An 18,854-nucleotide genomic window follows, 5' to 3' on the forward strand; every position below is an offset into this window, starting at 1 on the left:
ACATGCGTTTTACAGACATTTTTATACAACGGCCAGTGCTGTCCATTGTTGTTAGTCTACTAATATTACTGGTTGGGATTCGCTCTATTATGGAGATGGAGATCCGCGAATACCCTGTATTGGAAAACACTAAAGTCACCGTTACTACTGCATATCCAGGCGCCAGCAGTGAATTGATCCAGGGATTCATTACCCAACCTTTGCAGCAGGCTATTGCCGAAGCAAAGGGCATAGACTTTCTGAGCTCATCGAGCATACAAGGTTTTTCAACCATCGAAGCACAGATGGAACTCAACTACGATGCTAATGACGCACTTGCGGAGATTCAATCTAAAGTTGCCAGTCAACGTAACGAGTTACCTGACGAGGCTCAGGACCCTGTTATCAACTCGACGACGGGAGAAGGTCGTGCGCTCATGTACATCGCTTTCTTTAGCGATACCATGAAAGTCCCACAGATCTCAGATTATCTTGCCCGAGAAGTACAGCCGAAACTACAAGCCCTATCCGGTGTAGCCAAGGCCGAACTGCTGGGGCGTCGCTTTGCGCTGAGAGTCTGGCTCGATCCTCAAAGACTTGCAGCGGTTAATCTCACCTCGACAGATATTGCTCAAACCCTGCGTCAGAACAACTATATTTCAGCAGTTGGGCAAACCAAAGATGAATTCATCAAGATCAATCTCACTACGAATACTGACGTTGCAAACACCAAACAGTTCGAGAATCTGATAATTAAATCGACCGAAGATAGTATCGTTCGTCTCAAGGACATCGCCAGGGTAGAGCTCGGATCACAAACCTACGAGAACATAGCACTGTATAAGGGTAAACCTTCAACCTACGTAGCCATTAATCTATCTCCGGGTTCTAATCCACTGTCTGTGGCTGAACGTGTTAAGGAACTCCTGCCGGATATAAAGTCTCAGCTGCCCTCGGGTCTGCAGGTCGAACTCCCCTACGATGCATCAGCATTTATTGATGATTCAATTAATGAGGTGATCAAGACGCTTATCGAGGCAGTGGGTATCGTTCTTGTCATCGTGTTTCTATGCCTAGGATCTCTGCGAGCGGCAATCATTCCCTCAATAGCAGTACCGCTCTCGCTCATCGGTGGAGCCTTCATCATGCTGGTGCTGGGTTTCTCGCTCAATTTACTGACGCTGCTCTCACTTGTGCTGGCTATAGGCTTGGTCGTCGACGATGCTATTATCATAGTCGAGAACATACACCGGCATATCGTTGATGGTAAATCAAAGAAGGAAGCGGCGTTGATCGGTGCTCGAGAAATGGCCAATCCAGTTATCGCCATGACGATAACCTTGGTTGCAGTCTACGCGCCTATTGGTTTCATGGGTGGGCTGGTTGGTTCGCTTTTTACCGAGTTTGCTTTCACGCTTGCTGGTGCCGTCGTCATTTCAGGCATCATTGCCTTGACGTTATCGCCTATGCTGGCCAGTAAGGTTCTCAAACCACATGGACAGTCGACCCGCTTCGAGAGTGCAATTGAAAGTTTGTTCGACCGACTCGCCAATACTTATCAGCGCTCGCTGGCTATCATGGTCAAGGCCGTCTCACCTGTAATTATGTTTGCGGTAGTCGTACTAGTGTCGATCTTTTTTATGATGATGCTAAGCCAGAAAGAGCTTGCACCGACTGAGGACCGTGGCATCATTTTGTTTCAGGGTAAAGGACCGCAGACAGCCACACTCGAATACCTGCAGAAGTATGGCAGAGAAATGCAGACAGCCTTCGAGCAGGTACCAGGCTACGACGAGACGTTCATGCTGGTTGGTATGACGAGTCCCAATGCGGTGTTTGGTGGTTTCAAAATGAAGCCTTGGAGCGAACGGGATATATCGCAGTTTGATATCATGCCTCAACTGCAGGCTTCTGTGGCAGGGATTACTGGTTTGAAAACCGCTTTATTTCCAATTCCATCCTTGCCTGGCTCGAGTGGCGGTCTACCCTTTCAGTTTGTGCTAACTTCGGGCAGTGATTTTACTCAACTCGATCAAATAGCAGATGAATTCGTAGGGGCTGCCATGCAGAGTGGCAACTTCACATTCGTGCAGAAATCGATCGACATCGATAAGCCCGTCACCCGAGTAAAGGTCGACCGCGAACGCGTAGCCGATCTCGGTTTGTCGATGCAGGAAATTGGTCAGGCGCTTGGCGGTATGCTTGGCGGCGGGTTTATTAGTCGTTTCAACATGGAGGGGCGATCGTATGAGGTTATTCCCCAGGTTGAGCGCTACGCGCGCCAAACAGCAACGGCGCTCAACGATTATTTCATCCGCGCCGACTCTGGCGATTTAGTTCCGCTCGGCTCGGTCGTTAGCTTCGAGCATGATGTAGAACCCTCATCCAGAACACAATTCAATCAGCTGAATTCGGTCACGATCGAAGGCATTCCAGCGCCATCAGTGTCGATGGGAGATGCCATCAGTTTCATGAAAACCAAGGCGGTCGATATCCTACCTCGGGGTTTCAGCTATGATTTTAAGGGCGAGTCTAGACAGTTCGAAAATTCTGGCAGTGCGTTAATCGTGACTATCTTTTTATCGCTACTCGTTATCTATCTGGTGCTTGCTGCGCAATTTGAGAGCTGGCGTGATCCTCTTATCATTTTAATATCGGTGCCGATGTCAATTGCAGGGGCAATGGCCTTCATTATGCTTGGTTTTGCGTCGATGAACATCTACACACAGGTTGGTCTGATAACATTGATTGGCGTGGTCGCGAAGAACGGTATTCTTATCGTGGAATTTGCCAACACACTTCAGGAAAGGGGACGCAACAAGCGCGACGCGGTAATCGAAGCCGCAGCGATTCGACTTCGCCCTATTATCATGACTTCGCTGGCGCTTATCGTCGCCATGATCCCGCTGTTAATTGCAGCGGGCCCCGGAGCAGAGTCGCGCTTTGCGATTGGTATAACCATTGCTACAGGACTCGGTATCGGTACTTTGTTAACTATGTATGTGTTGCCTGCTTTCTATATCGTCCTGGCAAAGAAGATTGATACTTCAGATCTTGAGGGGCAGGGTAATACCGCTGATCAAACTCCGACTTAAACAACGAACATGTGATTGTCGTACTCATATTTTCGTAGCATTCAGTTTTGATTGATTGTCGCAGTCACCCAAGATTTGGCTAATCTTATTGATTGAAAACATTGTAAAAGAGGACTTGGAAATGCAGTCTGTTCGGCAACGAACAGACTGCATTTAGTTTTATGGGTATGATTTTACTGTGCGATTGGGAACATTAAGTAACCAATAACTTCAGTTATAGTCCAAGACAATTTCGCTTTCTGAAGCTTGTCAGATGACTGATTGCTCATTTATAAATAGAAGGGCTTGTACTGAGCTCTGAGGAGAAACTATGATTCAAACCAACCAAATTAAACCTGACATGCCTGTTGTCTGCTCCGAAGATGGTCAATTTGCTACTGTAGATCATATGGAGGGCACTGATACCCTCAAGCTTAAAAAAGACAAGGGCGGTCAACACCATTACATTCCATTAAGCTGGGTAACCTCAACTGAGGGCGATAAAGTGAAAGTTGATCGTCCAGGAGACCAGGCTATGCAGGAATGGTCTCAAACTCCGCCAACAGGTACAGGACACTAAAGTCGTGTTGTAGTGCTAAACAAAGGTGGCATTGTACTCATGCCACCTTAAGACTTGAGCGGGAACCACGGTTTTTATCTCCCGCCTTTACTTTTCCCCAACAATTCACGTGAAAATGATAGACATCAAAAACAGTGTTCAAGTTTTAGCTTTCGCGCCGTTCAAAATGGCAGGAGACTTGCGTAATGAGTTTCGCATTCAGCAACTAACATGATAATGGCTGATCTCCGCGACAACATTCCCCGCTATGGCCAATAAGTATGGCGAAAACAGCAACACGGTTTAATGTGGTCTATTTTGCTGCTCAATATACTGCTTAACAACATTGATAGGCGCAGCCCTACGTTTACAGCAATGTAGCTAAGGCTCCATAACGCGTTTTCATGTATGCAGGCTCTATGAGTTCAGGGTCATGCAGTTTTTTCCGTAAAGCGTTTTTGTTCAATAAAGTAGTTATAAAACAATCGAACAAACGCAATTTATAGTATTTGTTCGAACTCCTAAAGCCTAAAAATATTTTCTACTCAGAAGATAAACATACTTCTTAGGCGAGATGATGACAGGTGATTAATATGGCAAACGAATCTAAAAATATATTGCAGCGTGGTTTGGAATATATGCACGAACCATTTTCGGGTTTTATTCGAGCGCAGACTACCTCCAGTCTGTTTCTTCTGTTATCGACAATCTTGGCTCTATGGTGGGCAAATTCAGCCTATTCTTCTACCTACTTAGATCTTGTGCACACCCCGATTGGAATATTTTTGGGTGATGTTGAGTTACGATCTTCACTTAAACACATTATTAATGATGGTTTAATGGTGATATTTTTCTTATTGATTGGACTTGAAATCAAACGCGAGGTGCTAGCCGGAGACCTCGCTAAACCTGAAAATCGGCGCATGTTGATTATTTGTGCCATAGGCGGAATGATTTTACCGGCTACGATCTATACCTTGTTCAATTGGGGACTTGATTCACAGATCGGTTGGGGTATCCCAATGGCAACCGACACCGCGTTTGCGCTAGGTGTACTTACCATAGTGCGAAAATACATACCAGCCAGTCTTTTGGCTTTCATAGTTGGGCTCGCCATCGTTGATGATGTTGGGGCGATACTCGTTATTGCACTATTTTATACCCAGGAAATATCCGTAATCTATCTGTTTAGCGCATGTTTACTTATTACTTTTTTGGCAGTAGCTAACTACGCGGGCGTAAGACAGCCAATTTTCTATATTATCATCGGTATTGCAACCTGGTGGATGATGCTCATGTCTGGTGTTCATGCCACTGTTGCTGGCGTTGCAATCGCATTGACGGTGCCAGCACGGCCGAAGTTGGCGTCGGCAAAGTCGCTTGATAAGGCTAAAACAACAATCAGCTCTCTTCAGCAAGAAATAGAAGAGGTGGACGTTCTTGGTAGTCAGGAGGACCATAAACAGGTACTGGAAGTGCGCGATTTAGCAGAACATGCTGGCACTCCCCTGCGTCGTTGGGAAGATGTACTGCATCTACCTGTAGCACTCTTCATCTTACCGCTGTTTGCGTTGACTAATGCTGGCGTAGTGTTTAGTTTTAGTTCGTTTATCGACAGCCTCCAATACCCAGTTGGATTAGGGATTATTTTTGGCCTTGTAGTCGGTAAATTTATTGGCATTTCCGGCGCGTGCTGGTTGGGCCTGCACTACAAAATAGGTAAATTACCCAAGGGAGTTAATATTCAACACATTATTGGTGCTTCACTGATAGCCGGGATAGGCTTCACCATGTCCACATTTATTGCGACACTGGGGTTTGACGGGCAACCTGAACATCTCCATAACGCAAAAACATCCATCTTGGTCGCATCGGTTATGTCTGCATTTTTGGGTGCGTTATATCTTAGATTCATTGGTTCAAACAAACGAAAAAAATGACTCAATGAGACATCACAAGTCGGTTAACATGAATGTCACCGATATTGCAGCATCGTTTACGTGAATAGAAGAGTATTATGTGGTACTTGAGCGGGTTAATACTTTTAGTTTAATGCATCGGGGTTATGGCATTAAAAAATGTTTTTTATTGCCTAGTCATATTCATTCTACTGGTTTACAAAACAGGTATAAATTAATTTTATTATGCTTAGATCATGCTTAGATCATGCTTAGATCATGTAAAGTGTTTACAGCATAAAACGTTTTTGAGTCTTCAAAAAAGCATTACCCGCAGTGATACCGGCAAGATAATCATGTTGTAAATCCATATCAGTACTCCCTAACAATTTACTTTGAAGATTGTCTTCCGCAAAAATTTGAATAATTTCGACATCTTCAGGAGGGTTAGTGATAAAGGCGAGTTCTTTTTGATAAGCTTGCTCATGCTGTACCAAATAATCAATCATTTTTGGGCAATACCCAGACACGTAAATCCATGACTTAAGTTTACGTACCCAAGCAGCCTGAGTATGACAGTCGGCATTCACCGTTCGAATAACCACAATTTTTTTAGCACCACGGCGATAGGATTCTCGTACAGGTAAAGGCTCAGCAAGTCCACCGTCAAGGTAGATGTCTGTTTTATGGTCATCAACGTTTGCTTTGGCCTTATTTGTTGAGCTAAAGGCCTGCCTAGGTGTGAGTTTGACCCCTTGTTTATACAAAAAAGGAAATGCACTCGAGGCTTTAAGTAATTGGCGCCAGTGACTTGTATGACCGTTTGGGCTTAAGAAATAGCCTTGTCTATCGCGTGAATTCGTTGCGCTGAACAATAATTCTCGTTGACCCAATGATTTAGTTGCTGTCGTAAAGTCTAATGCAAAATTACCTTGAATGGTTTTATCAAAGTACCAATCCAAATCAATAGCATTGCCACCTGCTAATCCACGGCCTAGTTTGTAAAAATTATTACGACGTGTTAATTCACCAATTAATCTCTTGGCATAACCTTTCTGACGAGATAAAAAGCTTGTAATATTTTGTGAGCCTGCAGAGGCCCCTATAAATAAATCGAAAGGATCAAAATCATTCTCTAACCACGCATCTAATACACCGGCTGTGAATATTCCTCGTTGCCCACCACCTTCTGCAATAAGTGCCATTTTAACACATGACTCTTCACAAGGATTAATTGGGGGGGGTGATGCAATGACTTTCATAGCAGGCCTTTTTATAAAAAATGCTGAATAAAATAACGTCGTAGAACTTGCGATTAGTTATCTGTTGGCAGTAACAATGAGCTCGGGTGTTTAAGCAGTACAATTCCGAGATCGCTAACTTAACCGCGCGAACAGAAGAGTCGTACCATGAACGCGAGTCCTGTTAGGATTTTGACATGGTGTTTAACTATAGTGTTTCACGATAGCAGGGCATTCGCTGTGGATTAGATTCAGCGCTTACTCACCGAACAGGAGTTTATGCCTAGGAGCGAATATAGAGGACACAAGCCTACCGCTCCTGTAAGCAGCGGCACAACGCCAATATAGCCCCATATGCCAATTGTGTCGGTGGCAGCAAGTCCAATAAGAACTAGCCCGGCGGTAACGCGGAGCGAGCGATCGAGCATACCTTCATTCGTCTTCATCGTATTTCTCCTTTGTCGAGTCACTGGACCACTCTGCTAAGTTACAGTTAAGATCGAATATCGTTCCAGCCTTACGCGAATCGATTAGATGTCTCTAAGCATAAATCGTAACTGTTCCCGGCGTCTGTTCGCCAGCGCACGCGAGATAATTTTCAAGAATGGTTAAATCGAGCGACATGGCGAATAGGCTAAATTATTTTCTGCTAGGGTTTATCATTTGAGATAACGTTACTTTAAAAAACGGTCAATTGTATTTAACTGGTCAACATTCGTGAGAAAGCAAAAGCCAGAGGGTACGGTGACGCACAGAGTCAAAGTTCGTAGCACAGTATGATGTGTTATTGGATCTTAAATAAACAGTTAACCATTAATAAAATGCTATTAAATTCAGTAACCTATTAATTTTGCTTAATTAAGTGTATTTCGTGAAGCTTATTTTAAACGGAGAGAGATATTTATGGCTGCAATAAAAAAACGCAAAGTTGTCGATCATATCGTAGAGACGATTTATCAATATGGTGTCCGTCATGTCTTTGGCATTCCAGGGGATGCTATTAATGATTTGATGGACGCCATACGCCGCCATGGAGAAATCGAATTTATACAAGTTCGCCATGAAGAAAGCGGGGCATTCGCCGCATCAGCCCAAGCAAAATTAACCGGTAAACTTGCCGTTTGTGTTGGTACTGCTGGAGGTGGGGCCATACATTTGCTCAATGGTCTGTATGACGCTAAGCTCGACCATGCCCCCGTTCTTGCAATAACTGGACAGTTACCACGCAGTGAAATCGGTAATCACTCGCATCAAGAAATTAATTCATCAGCTCTGTTTTCTGATGTGGCTGTGTTTAATCAAACCTTATTTGCCTCTGATCGTGTTCCCGAGATTATTCAGCAAGCGTGTAATAGTGCGCTGATTGAAAAAGGGGTTGCTCATATTGCTCTGCCTGCTGATGTTGCCACTGAGCAAGTTGAAGCTGACATTACGGGTCATCCAATAGCGGGCGCTGAAACGGGACCAACTAAACCTTTAGCATCAGCATTAAACAGTGCAATTAGCTTAATTGAGCAAGCTGAAAAAATTGTGGTTCTAGCGGGTGTTGGGGCTATACCAGCACGTCAACAGTTACTTACTTTGTTGAAAAAATGCAACTCCCCACTTATCAGAACACTAAAAGCCAAAGTACTACTTCCGGATGAGCATGAATATTCCTTAGGAGGGCTTGGCCTACTTGGTACGCGGCCATCTGTTGATGCGATGAATAATTGTGATTTACTTGTGATGCTGGGGACTGATTTTCCCTACAAAGAATATTATCCAGGAAAAGCCAAAGTTATTCAGGTGGATAAAGAAATTCGACATATTGGTCGACGTTGCCCTGTGGATGTATCGATAGTCGGAGATGTAAGTGAAGTACTAGACCAATTAATCGTTGATTTACCTCAAAAAGAAAACGACAACTTTCTTACTGAATGTTGTCGTCAGAAAAGGAGTTGGTCAGAAGAGCAAAGCGAAGCAGAAAACTCGCAAGATATGCCAATAAAACCCCAGTGCCTGGCTCGAACCGTCGGCGAGCTTGCGAACAAAGATGCCATTTTTCTCTGTGACACGGGTACAGTGACCGCATGGGTCGCACGACATCTACCCGTTACTGAACAACAATTATTTACCCTCTCAGGCAACTTGGCCACAATGGCATTTAGCATGGCTGGTGCGATAGGCGCGCAATTAAAATTTCCTGAGCGGCAGGTGGTCGTCCTTATTGGTGACGGTGGTTTTAGCATGTTAATGCAAGAGTTTATTACTGCAGTCAATCTAACATTACCCATAAAGGTTATTATTTTTAACAACGCCAAGCTAGGGTTAATTCAACTAGAGCAAGAAAGCAGCGGTTACCCTAATTATAAAACAGCATTAAAAAATCCAGACTTTTCAGAGTTTGCTCGCTTATGCGGTGGTGAAGGTTGGAGTGTAGATCGCCCTGAGCTGCTAGTAAAAGCGTTGGGAGAAGCATTTGCTAGCAAAAATGCCTGTCTGATCGATGTCCATATCGATCCTAATGAACTCGTCATGCCGCCAAAGCTCGAATTGGCTCAAGCGGTAAATTATTCGATTGCTAAAGCTAAGGAGTTTTTAAATTCAAATGACTGATTTAAAAATATGTGGGAACGATTCCGAAATACTATTACCTCAGTTTATGAGTTGTGTAGGCTAGTAGAACTATTGTGCAGGCTAGTAGAAATATATCATCCTCAAGGTGAATATGCCGAAATAGGTCAATCTTGAAATGGTTAAGAAATGTTAGCTAGACCGTTAGACGTTAGGGATACATTTTCTCATATTTTGAGTCTACATCTAGTTGATAACACTAAAACGTTTATGAGCACAAATGGGTTAAGGGCTTAACCCATTTGTGCTCTTTTAAGTGTTAGTCGATGATATTGTCAGCTCAAAAAAATTCGTTTCAGCGTACAACATCCAATCAGATTATCAACACAGATAAATCTTACTTTACCTTAACGTTACGTTATTGCCTGCAACACTCGAATAATTCTGAGTTTACTCTATGGCTTGCACCATGCTTGCGGCATAATGGCGTTAAATATTTAACAGAGTCGTTATAATGGATAAGCAGCAAGACAGTTACATGACCGAAGAAACACTCATTGAAATAGTCGAAAATCAAATCGCCGACGGTGAACCCAGAAAGGTAAAAGAAACCTTGATGCGTTTAGTCATGACAGGTACACCGCGTGACGAAGCTATTCAAATGATGGCTTGCGCGTTGGCTATCGAAGTTTCCGATGTCATGAAAAATGGTTCCTCTTTTAATGCAATACGTTATGGCCAGCATTTGAATGCACTACCGAATATGGATTGGATGGAAGATTAATAGCAGCTCATAAATTCGTGTTTTGTTAATCCCGATAAGTGACATTATCGGGGGCTAATTGAAAAGTCTAAAGAAAGATGTTGGATTTGCATCTTCGATGAGTAGTGTTGGAGCCTGTTTAGATCTCCTAATCACAACGAACGAGCCTTAAACGGATTAAGTCAGTTGGTTTTGTTCGTGCCTCAAAGTACAGCCAACTGTTTTAATACGCTTAGTGCGATATTAGCTTGCCGCGTCATTCGTTTTATCACTACAACTATCCTCACACTGGGGACGGCTATTTAACAAGGAATGGCAAGTTTAGTCTTTATTATGCTGATGTTGTTCTCTATTTATATAAAAGTAAGTTCACAGGTCAATGTAAACTAACTTACGAAGATTCAAATGGGTTATTAATGCTTAGATTCGAACACTGTAATGTTAAAACTTGTACTCATGAATTACTCGCCTTGGGTCAGGCCGACATGAAAATGTGGTACATTTTTGAGTGGTTAGATAAGCACGAGGAATTACAACACGGGACTCAAGCAGAAATAATTAAACTTTATGTAAATGATGAATTGGTAGGGTACAGTCTTTTTGAAAACTTTGAAGCCCGTGCAGACAAAGTCACTTGTCATCAAGGTGTGAACTATAAAGAATTGGGTATTATTCATTTTGTAACAGTCATAGAGCATCGTAATAAAGGTTATGCTACGTTGTTGGCTAATGCGTTGCTTAAAAATATTATTGAACCTATGTTGGCACGTTATAAAGATTTTCATGTTTACGTCATTGCGACGGGTCGAGCGGTCCCATTAATGGAACGGACTGATATCCCTTCAAAATACCTAATCAAGCAATTCTATTCCGATATATCGTTTGAAGAGAAAGTAGTAAATTACCTAAGAAAACAAGAACAAAATGCATTGAATGCTGTTGCTGGTGAAATTTAAAATAAACAGCTAACAAGTTAATCTAAAGCATACTTATGATAATACGAATAGTGAGTGTTAGCGCTTAGGCACAAACACGATTTGGTCTAGAAGTGGGTTAGGGCGTATAAGACATTTATTTGTGCCCCGAGCAGGTTCGATAGACAGATCAAGTGCAGTGTACCTGTTTAGAGTTTCCATCTTTTCTGACTGAAATTAATTCTCAACAGCAGGAAAATATGGTTTAGCTACGTCTATAAAACTAAGCTAGGGATCGTTAAAAGTCAGAGTCATCGGCATTATCTGTATTGAAAACTGAAGCTTGAAAAAAAGTATGAGATTTTATTGATGTGTTCGAAAATATCACCTCATCCAACAATTATCAAAATACGCTTTGCCGATACAAAATCAAATGCACCAAATCTCGAAAACATCTCATGAGTTAAAGCAGATAAATAATGCTAAAAGAAATAGATTGAATTTAGATGCTTCAGTATACATTCTGAGTCCAATGTCCATGTTAAGTCGTTCAGATTTCACTTAGCGTTGCCTAAAAAATTCAAAGTTCTTGCCTTGCTCAACGTTAATGTTAACACTCAGACATATACCACTTGAGCAATATAGAGAATTACACATCTTAAGAAGGTTGTGCTCATGCCTTTAAGATGATGACTGTAATTCAAAAATTATCTAGCGCCTATAAACCCCTTGATTATAACTAGTATATGAATAACTCTTCGATTGCTCTTGGCTAATGGACTACTAATAATTAGCTATATTGACCAAATCAATATTTTAACTAATCGTCATTAAAGAATTCTTAAGATAATCTGTATTCATTTATCCCAAACTGAACATAGATAGTTTGAACATAGATTGTTATGTCAGTAGCTTATAAAAATCTCAACGTGCCGGTAAGTGGCTGTAATCAAAAAAACCGTTAGTTATGATGACACAAATACCCTATTTAACATAATATACATTGTGCGCATACTTGTGTGCACATTATAAGTTATGTTCAATACTAAGTCTTTGTAGGCATTGATTGTTCATTAACAGCCTAATGTTGCTTAATGTGTTGTTTAGCATCGTGCTGAGATTGCATGCTTTAACTTTTTACGGCTTGTGCCTGCCAATTATTTAATGTCAGCAAGATGATTTAACGGTTTGTTGAATGCACTTTGATGTCGTTCAGTTTGTGTGGTGTGTAAATACTGTGATGTGGTGTCGATGCTCTCATGACCGGCATCGGCCTGGACATGTGACAATGGGCGTCGGTTGATATTGATGTCATGCGTGATCCCAGTATGGCGAATATTATGCGCACTGAGTTTTCGCATAAGTTGGCTGTCGTGTTCAAAACCATCTTTAGCGGCATTGTCTGCAGCCAAGTTAATCAGTTTGTCTATTTCGTCACGTATGTGACGAATACCAAGATTGGCATTGATGACACCAGATTCACGTCCATGAGCAGCTGCTTTATGGCGGACAAATATAGGATGTTGATCGTTGATGTTGGGTAAATCACTGAGGCGCAGATAACGTCGATAATCAACTAGTCCAGCCAGCAACGCTTTTGATATAGCAATATTACGAGCTTTGCCGCTTTTAGAAAACGGTACGTGAAAATACCAGATACCAGAATGTGGATCTTGTCTGAACTGGCTCATGATGGGTGCATAACCTGCGCGTGCACTTATTTCCGATATGCGTAAGTAGCAGCTATATAATAGTGTGATGAGGAATAAACTGCGTTGATGCTGCTCTGGTTGAGTGTCTGCTAATTGGCTTACGGTGCTAATAACATACGACCATTGTAGCTCTGTAAACGCATGATGGTTGTTGTCTTCGTCGATGGTAAATTTACGTTTAATGGAGAATCGGCTGTGTTTAAGCCATAACTGAGCTGGGTTTCGCTCGGTGTATTCTTCGCTAATTAGATAGCCATAAAATGAGGATAATATTGCTATTTTAGTCTTCAATGCATTATCACTCAGTTGATATGGTAGGCATTTCCCGAGGTGTTTTTTACCGATAAATGGCCGCCATTGTGGGTTTGGCGATCGCTCTGCGGTGGCTTTATCGAGTTTGAATTGCGCTACATTGAAATAGCCTATCAGTGTTTGTGGCGGCGATTGGCAGTAATCGATGTATTTGGCGATGTCTTTACGCGTTACCGCGATTGGCGATAATGCGACGACGTCAAAACACCAATGAAGAAATGTGGTTAACTCGCTGCGGTAGGCTTTATAGTTGTTTTCAGACTGCTTTTGCTCAAATAACCAATCGGCACAGTGCTCTATGATGAGCCCTGCATCGGCCACTTTATCTATTGAAATTCGGGTAATGTACTGATTAACGGATGCATTACCTTGTAAAACATGCTCTGCAGCATCAAATAGTGGTAATACTGGTGGCAGTTCATCAATGATATTGTCGGTCATATGATTAAGTCTAGGTTATTGATTATATTGCCTTATTATACTATTTTTTGCTTGATGCCGATAATGTTATTTATCGGCATCAATCGTAGCGATTTTTAATGATGAGTCTTGGATATGTTGATACTGCAATATCTTGGTCTGTTATTAACTGCTGCATACAATAATCTACTGCTGTAATTGGCTTGCAAGCCTGCTGGCATTGCTTGTTGTGACATGTAGACCTTTTTTGGCAGCTCCATAAACACAATTGCCAAACCGTTTGTTTACTTGCCCTGTCTAGGCACTGTAAGTCTGCAGCACATAAATGACCTGCTTTGATTAATTGGGCCACTTTATCTGCATCGATAGACACATTTATCCTGTTCATATGTGCTCCTTATTTAACGCTACTCTTTTTCATAACGTTATTGCTCTATTCTCTACTCACCCTGGTAAGATGAATGCTGTAGCTTAATAATACATTAATGAGAATAGTTATCAATTGCATTGTAGCTGTTCTAACCACTTCTGTGTTGTTGATCATATATAAGCGCATATAAAGGCTCACTTGAAATGTTTAATCGACAAGTGCTGTTGAGCATTAATGCAATATGATGCTAGTACTAGTCATAAGATTTGAAGTGAAATGAAATATAGACAGTAGGAGTGAAGTTTTTGACGGGATGACACTGAAACTAACCATAATGACTATTAAATAGGCCTATTTAAGACCTTTGCTATAGTGAAATGAAATGCCTAAAGCCATTAAATTACCTCTGCCCTAGCCCACAAAGGTATAGTCATCTGCATATATAAGTTAGCGATAACGTTAGTTGTTATCGTTATCGGCTAAGAAATCGTACATTAATGTACGTGTCTGTTGTTGGTAATCAAATGAAACAAATACTCGCCACACCATATAATTACTGCTGCATGAGCCAAAAATAACTGGACCTTGATAGACATTATCTTTTATTTCGGACAATGAAACGGGGATAATACCCATAAACATGTCGCGACCTTCTATTCTCATTGAAATATTAGTGATCTTTTGATTACTGGAAAGCGTAACTATTAACGGTTTTTCGCTTGGGGTATTGATGGGGTCAATCAGTAAACCGACTTGCAAGTCGGCCACCTTTTTGTAACATTCCCCAACAGAAAACTGACATAACGTTTTATCGATGACTAAATTAGCGTGTTCTTGTGTTTGTGGTTTGTCACAGGCTACTAAAAACATTAACAAAATATTTAAAATGATAATTCGGACAAGTTTGTGCACAATTTTTAACCTTTATAGTTGAGTTAGTAACATTATCTTTCACAGATTGATCTAGATCAACTTTGATGCCTTTTGGTAAGTATCTTTTTTGACTTAGCTCAAGTATCATTACACCGTCTCATGATAGAGAGAATTAACATGAGGTAACACCTTGACATATGGCATTAAAAACAGCATGAAACAGCTGGTTTTATGACCACATGTTAATCTAACTGGTAAAGTTCGCTTTACTAAATATTAAAAGTATAAGTAATAAGCCGTGGAAGCATTATGATGAACCATTCCCAGTCTACAGGCGCTGATTACAACTACACTATTGTCCGCCAATTTGCACTAACCACAGTTTTGTGGGGAATCTTTGGCATGTCAGTGGGTGTATTGATTGCGGCTCAGTTAATCTGGCCACAACTGAACTTCGACACTCCTTGGTTAACGTATAGTCGTTTACGACCATTACACACCAATGCGGTGATTTTCGCGTTCGGAACATCAGCTCTTTTCGCTACATCCTACTATGTTGTGCAACGCACTTGTCAAATCCGTCTTTTTGCGCCCAAATTGGCCGCATTTACGTTCTGGGGTTGGCAAGCCGTTATTATTGCAGCTGCTATCACTTTACCAATGGGCTTTACCCAAGGCAAAGAATATGCAGAATTAGAATGGCCTATCGATATCGCGATTGCGATTATTTGGATTAGCTATGCAATTGTATTCTTTGGCACAATCGCTAAACGAACGACGTCCCACATTTATGTGGCCAACTGGTTCTTTGGTGCCTTTATCATTACTGTTGCAGTACTTCACATTGTTAACTCAATGGCGGTACCAGTAAGCTTATTTAAGTCTTACTCTCTGTACTCCGGTGCAGTCGATGCGATGGTTCAGTGGTGGTACGGTCATAATGCGGTAGGCTTCTTACTTACTGCTGGTTTCTTGGGGATGATGTATTACTTCGTGCCTAAGCAAGCTGGTCGCCCAGTGTATTCGTACCGTTTATCCATTGTCCATTTTTGGGCGTTGATTGCGTTATACATTTGGGCCGGTCCTCACCACTTACATTACACTGCCCTTCCTGACTGGACTCAGTCATTAGGCATGGTAATGTCATTAATTCTATTCGCACCTTCTTGGGGCGGTATGATTAACGGTATTATGACCTTGTCTGGTGCGTGGCATAAGCTTCGTACAGACCCTGTATTACGTTTCTTAGTTGTTTCATTGTCTTTCTACGGTATGTCTACCTTCGAAGGCCCAATGATGGCAATCAAAACAGTTAATGCATTATCTCATTATACTGACTGGACTATTGGTCACGTTCACTCTGGCGCGCTAGGCTGGGTGGCAATGGTGTCTATTGGTTCTTTATATCACTTAATTCCAGTGCTATTTGGTCATGGTCGTATGTACAGCATGAAGCTGGTTAACGTCCATTTCTGGTTAGCGACTATCGGTACTGTTTTATATATCGTTAGTATGTGGATTTCTGGTGTTATGCAAGGTCTTATGTGGCGCGCGGTTAACTCTGATGGAACACTAACTTATAGTTTCGTTGAGAGTTTAGAAGCCTCGTACCCATTCTACTTTGTACGCTTTATTGGTGGTTGTTTCTTCTTAACCGGTATGTTCATTATGGCCTATAACGTTATCCGTACCGTTAAAGCGTCTAAAGATTCATTACCTGCTATTGCAGAAGCTTAAGGAGCAGATTCGATGAAATTTAATCATGAATTAATTGAAAAGAATGTCGGCCTGCTTGCTATCTTCACTGTCATCGCCATTAGTTTTGGTGGTTTGGTGCAGATTACACCACTGATATTTCAGAAAGACACTACCGAAGCTGTTGAAGGTCTTATTCCTTATACTGCTTTACAGATTGAAGGTCGTGACATTTATGTTCGTGAAGGTTGTTACAACTGTCACAGCCAAATGATCCGTCCTTTACGTGCTGAAACAGAACGTTATGGTCATTATTCTGTTGCTGGCGAGTCTGTTTGGGACCATCCTTTCCAATGGGGTTCTAAGCGTACTGGTCCTGATTTAGCCCGTGTTGGCGGACGTTACAGTGATAAATGGCACGAAGTGCATTTAATTAATCCTCGTGACGTTGTACCACAGTCAAACATGCCTGGTTTCCCTTGGTTAGCTGAAAATAAGCTAGACGGCGAACTCACTGGTGACAAGATGACTATTCTGCGTAACCTGCATAAAGGCGGTTACAAAGGTAATGATCTTTACACTGATGAAGAAGTTGCTGGCGCTAAAAAAGCGGTTGAAGGCAAGACAGAAATGCAGGCGCTGATCGCTTATTTGCAATCTTTGGGTCACGCACTCAAATAGGAGGCAATAATGGATTACGGTACTTTTCAAGGTATTTTAACCATAGTTGTTATGGTGACTTTTGTAGGGATTTTCTTCTGGGCATACAGTAAGCATAGTAAGTCAAAATTTGACGAAGCGGCTAACTTGGTGTTTACAGAAGATGAACTTGCAAAAATGTCAAAAGACTCGGGAGATCAGAAGTAATGATTATGAGTAACTTCTGGAGCATTTGGATTTCTGTACTGACGATTGTGGTCATTGCTGGTTGTTTTATCCTTCTTAAACTGGTTAATAATAATTACACCGGTGTAGAAGAAGGTAAATCAATGGGCCACAGTTTTGATGGTATTGAAGAACTGAACAACCCACTACCAAAGTGGTGGGCGTACATGTTCTATTTAACCATCGTATTCGGTGTGATCTATTTAGCTCTATATCCAGGCCTAGGTAACTACAAAGGTCTGTTTGGTTGGACAAGTTCAAACCAAAGTATTGGTACTGAAAATGGCATTAAGGCTGACTCAGCTGCAGCGCTTGAAGCAGCAAAATCTGAAAACCGTTTATCTCAGTATGACCGCGAAGTGGCACACGCTGATGAAAAATACGGTCCAATTTTTGCGGCTTATTTAGCGACACCGTTAGAAGAGTTAGTGAAGGATCCTGAAGCATTGAAGGTGGGCGGACGTTTGTTTTTACAAAACTGCTCACAGTGCCATGGCTCTGACGCTCGCGGTTCTAAAGGCTTCCCTAACCTTACCGATGACGATTGGTTATATGGTGGTGATTTAGCCACTATTAAAACTACTCTGATGAACGGTCGTAACGGCATGATGCCTCCAAAAGGTGGTTTACCAATCGAAGACAGCGAGATTAAAGGTCTAGCTGAATACGTGATAAAACTATCTGGTGGCGAACATGACGAAGCGTTAGCTGCTCAAGGTCAAGGTTCATTTATGAAAGGTTGTTTTGCATGCCATGGTATGGATGCAAAAGGTAACAAGTTCATGGGTTCGCCAAACCTGACTGATAATGTTTGGTTATACGGCGGCAGCCGTGGTGTGATTGCTGAATCTATCATTAATGGCCGTGCAGGTGTTATGCCAGCATGGAAAGACATTCTTGGTGAAGAGAAAGTCCATGTCATTACAGCTTATGTTTATAGCTTATCAAACAAATAGTTACTTATAAGTAACATCTAGGCCTCGATATTATCGAGGCCTTTTTTTTAAGTGATTATTAAGCCATTAAGGGGTAAAATAGCCCCCGAATTATTACCACCATTTTAGGACGAATTATGTCGGATCAACTCCCTTGGTATAAGCAGTTTTGGCCTTGGTTTTTAATCATTTTGCCAATGTGTGCGGTTATCGCTAGTTTAACTACATTAAAGATTGCTTTAGATAATTCTGACTCATTAGTTGCTGAAGATTATTATAAACAAGGCAAAGCCATTAACATGGATTTGCGTAAGATAAAGTACGCTCAACAGATTGGGATGAAATTTTTAGTTACCGTTGCCGATCAAGAATTAAAAATTACTCAACAAGGCGGTCCTGAATATCGTGCGGCATTGAATGTTCAGTTTTATCATCCAACGATTGAAGAAAAAGATTTCAGCCTTAATGCAACTGCCGATGCTAATTATGTTTATCACATCCCATTAGATGCTGCGATTACCGGCCCTTGGGAAGTGCGCATAGAAGGCTTTGATGCTAAATGGCGTATACAACAACGTATTGATATTAAAGATGACGTTGAATATTGGTTAAATTAATAGTAAATCCATTAAGTCTTTGAATGATGACATATTTAATTAAGCTGGTAT

At 41.7% G+C, this 18,854-nt stretch carries 16 protein-coding genes; 11 read left to right on the plus strand and 5 right to left on the minus strand.

The features are described from left to right. Positions 1-2: 2 nt before the first annotated feature. The 3 genes from GUY17_RS10500 to nhaA all read left to right on the plus strand — a co-directional run bounded on the left by GUY17_RS10500 (position 3) and on the right by nhaA (position 5,552). Positions 3-3,074 carry an efflux RND transporter permease subunit gene (locus GUY17_RS10500; protein WP_162023102.1) on the plus strand — a complete coding sequence of 1,024 codons (3,072 nt, stop codon included), beginning with the start codon at positions 3-5 and terminating at the stop codon, positions 3,072-3,074. A gap of 310 nt (positions 3,075-3,384) precedes the next feature. Continuing rightward, complete coding sequence (locus GUY17_RS10505; protein ID WP_101088294.1) at positions 3,385-3,633, plus strand: DUF2171 domain-containing protein; 249 nt, start codon at positions 3,385-3,387, stop codon at positions 3,631-3,633. A 572-nt stretch (positions 3,634-4,205) separates the two neighbouring features. After that, positions 4,206-5,552, plus strand: a complete 1,347-nt coding sequence (nhaA, locus tag GUY17_RS10510; RefSeq protein WP_162023103.1) for a Na+/H+ antiporter NhaA — start codon at positions 4,206-4,208, stop codon at positions 5,550-5,552. Positions 5,553-5,800: 248 nt separating this feature from the next. Here nhaA and GUY17_RS10515 read toward each other — a convergent pair whose 3' ends face one another. Both GUY17_RS10515 and GUY17_RS10520 read right to left on the minus strand, forming a co-directional pair. Beyond that, complete coding sequence (locus GUY17_RS10515) at positions 5,801-6,772, minus strand: patatin family protein (RefSeq protein WP_162023104.1); 972 nt, start codon at positions 6,770-6,772, stop codon at positions 5,801-5,803. Between the two features lie 230 nt (positions 6,773-7,002). Continuing rightward, a complete protein-coding gene (locus tag GUY17_RS10520; RefSeq protein ID WP_101088290.1) occupies positions 7,003-7,197 on the minus strand; it encodes a DUF2892 domain-containing protein in 195 nt (64 codons plus the stop codon). A 457-nt stretch (positions 7,198-7,654) separates the two neighbouring features. Between GUY17_RS10520 and GUY17_RS10525 the strand changes: the two genes are divergently transcribed. From GUY17_RS10525 to GUY17_RS10535, 3 genes are all read left to right on the plus strand, one after another. Beyond that, entirely contained in the window at positions 7,655-9,349 is a 1,695-nt protein-coding gene (locus tag GUY17_RS10525) for a thiamine pyrophosphate-dependent enzyme (RefSeq protein WP_162023105.1), read from the plus strand. Between the two features lie 472 nt (positions 9,350-9,821). Beyond that, positions 9,822-10,091, plus strand: coding sequence for a hypothetical protein (locus tag GUY17_RS10530; RefSeq protein ID WP_162023106.1), 270 nt, complete (start codon positions 9,822-9,824; stop codon positions 10,089-10,091). 395 nt (positions 10,092-10,486) lie between these two features. Beyond that, the gene (locus GUY17_RS10535; protein WP_162023107.1) at positions 10,487-11,026 is read left to right on the plus strand and encodes a GNAT family N-acetyltransferase; all 540 of its coding nucleotides are present in this window, start codon (positions 10,487-10,489) and stop codon (positions 11,024-11,026) included. Between the two features lie 1,115 nt (positions 11,027-12,141). Here GUY17_RS10535 and GUY17_RS10540 read toward each other — a convergent pair. From GUY17_RS10540 to GUY17_RS10550, 3 genes are all read right to left on the minus strand, one after another. Beyond that, positions 12,142-13,449, minus strand: a complete 1,308-nt coding sequence (locus GUY17_RS10540; protein ID WP_162023109.1) for a site-specific integrase — start codon at positions 13,447-13,449, stop codon at positions 12,142-12,144. Positions 13,450-13,528: 79 nt separating this feature from the next. Continuing rightward, on the minus strand, positions 13,529-13,816 hold the full coding sequence (locus GUY17_RS10545; RefSeq protein ID WP_101088285.1) for a hypothetical protein: 288 nt from the start codon (positions 13,814-13,816) through the stop codon (positions 13,529-13,531). A gap of 441 nt (positions 13,817-14,257) precedes the next feature. Then, a complete protein-coding gene (locus GUY17_RS10550; protein WP_162023110.1) occupies positions 14,258-14,710 on the minus strand; it encodes a hypothetical protein in 453 nt (150 codons plus the stop codon). Positions 14,711-14,980: 270 nt separating this feature from the next. Here GUY17_RS10550 and ccoN point away from each other — a divergent pair, with 270 nt between their 5' ends. From ccoN to GUY17_RS10575, 5 genes are all read left to right on the plus strand, one after another. Continuing rightward, complete coding sequence (gene ccoN / locus GUY17_RS10555; RefSeq protein WP_101088283.1) at positions 14,981-16,408, plus strand: cytochrome-c oxidase, cbb3-type subunit I; 1,428 nt, start codon at positions 14,981-14,983, stop codon at positions 16,406-16,408. Positions 16,409-16,420: 12 nt separating this feature from the next. Next, positions 16,421-17,047, plus strand: a complete 627-nt coding sequence (gene ccoO / locus GUY17_RS10560; protein WP_011637472.1) for a cytochrome-c oxidase, cbb3-type subunit II — start codon at positions 16,421-16,423, stop codon at positions 17,045-17,047. A 9-nt stretch (positions 17,048-17,056) separates the two neighbouring features. After that, a complete protein-coding gene (locus GUY17_RS10565; RefSeq protein ID WP_011637473.1) occupies positions 17,057-17,233 on the plus strand; it encodes a cbb3-type cytochrome c oxidase subunit 3 in 177 nt (58 codons plus the stop codon). A 5-nt stretch (positions 17,234-17,238) separates the two neighbouring features. Next, on the plus strand, positions 17,239-18,207 hold the full coding sequence (gene ccoP / locus GUY17_RS10570) for a cytochrome-c oxidase, cbb3-type subunit III (RefSeq protein WP_162023111.1): 969 nt from the start codon (positions 17,239-17,241) through the stop codon (positions 18,205-18,207). 116 nt (positions 18,208-18,323) lie between these two features. Then, a complete protein-coding gene (locus tag GUY17_RS10575; protein WP_101088281.1) occupies positions 18,324-18,803 on the plus strand; it encodes a FixH family protein in 480 nt (159 codons plus the stop codon). Positions 18,804-18,854 lie beyond the last annotated feature (51 nt).

This window comes from Shewanella sp. Arc9-LZ, assembly GCF_010092445.1.
Classification (GTDB): Bacteria; Pseudomonadota; Gammaproteobacteria; order Enterobacterales; family Shewanellaceae; genus Shewanella.

Bases quoted from the DNA above. Each gene is read 5' to 3' on its own strand.
- GUY17_RS10500 (WP_162023102.1), top strand. From the start codon at position 3: ATGCGTTTTACAGACATTTTTATACAACGGCCAGTGCTGTCCATTGTT.
- GUY17_RS10505 (WP_101088294.1), top strand. From the start codon at position 3,385: ATGATTCAAACCAACCAAATTAAACCTGACATGCCTGTTGTCTGCTCC.
- nhaA (WP_162023103.1), top strand. From the start codon at position 4,206: ATGGCAAACGAATCTAAAAATATATTGCAGCGTGGTTTGGAATATATG.
- GUY17_RS10515 (WP_162023104.1), bottom strand. From the start codon at position 6,772: ATGAAAGTCATTGCATCACCCCCCCCAATTAATCCTTGTGAAGAGTCA.
- GUY17_RS10520 (WP_101088290.1), bottom strand. From the start codon at position 7,197: ATGAAGACGAATGAAGGTATGCTCGATCGCTCGCTCCGCGTTACCGCC.
- GUY17_RS10525 (WP_162023105.1), top strand. From the start codon at position 7,655: ATGGCTGCAATAAAAAAACGCAAAGTTGTCGATCATATCGTAGAGACG.
- GUY17_RS10530 (WP_162023106.1), top strand. From the start codon at position 9,822: ATGGATAAGCAGCAAGACAGTTACATGACCGAAGAAACACTCATTGAA.
- GUY17_RS10535 (WP_162023107.1), top strand. From the start codon at position 10,487: ATGCTTAGATTCGAACACTGTAATGTTAAAACTTGTACTCATGAATTA.
- GUY17_RS10540 (WP_162023109.1), bottom strand. From the start codon at position 13,449: ATGACCGACAATATCATTGATGAACTGCCACCAGTATTACCACTATTT.
- GUY17_RS10545 (WP_101088285.1), bottom strand. From the start codon at position 13,816: ATGAACAGGATAAATGTGTCTATCGATGCAGATAAAGTGGCCCAATTA.
- ccoN (WP_101088283.1), top strand. From the start codon at position 14,981: ATGATGAACCATTCCCAGTCTACAGGCGCTGATTACAACTACACTATT.
- ccoO (WP_011637472.1), top strand. From the start codon at position 16,421: ATGAAATTTAATCATGAATTAATTGAAAAGAATGTCGGCCTGCTTGCT.
- GUY17_RS10565 (WP_011637473.1), top strand. From the start codon at position 17,057: ATGGATTACGGTACTTTTCAAGGTATTTTAACCATAGTTGTTATGGTG.
- ccoP (WP_162023111.1), top strand. From the start codon at position 17,239: ATGAGTAACTTCTGGAGCATTTGGATTTCTGTACTGACGATTGTGGTC.
- GUY17_RS10575 (WP_101088281.1), top strand. From the start codon at position 18,324: ATGTCGGATCAACTCCCTTGGTATAAGCAGTTTTGGCCTTGGTTTTTA.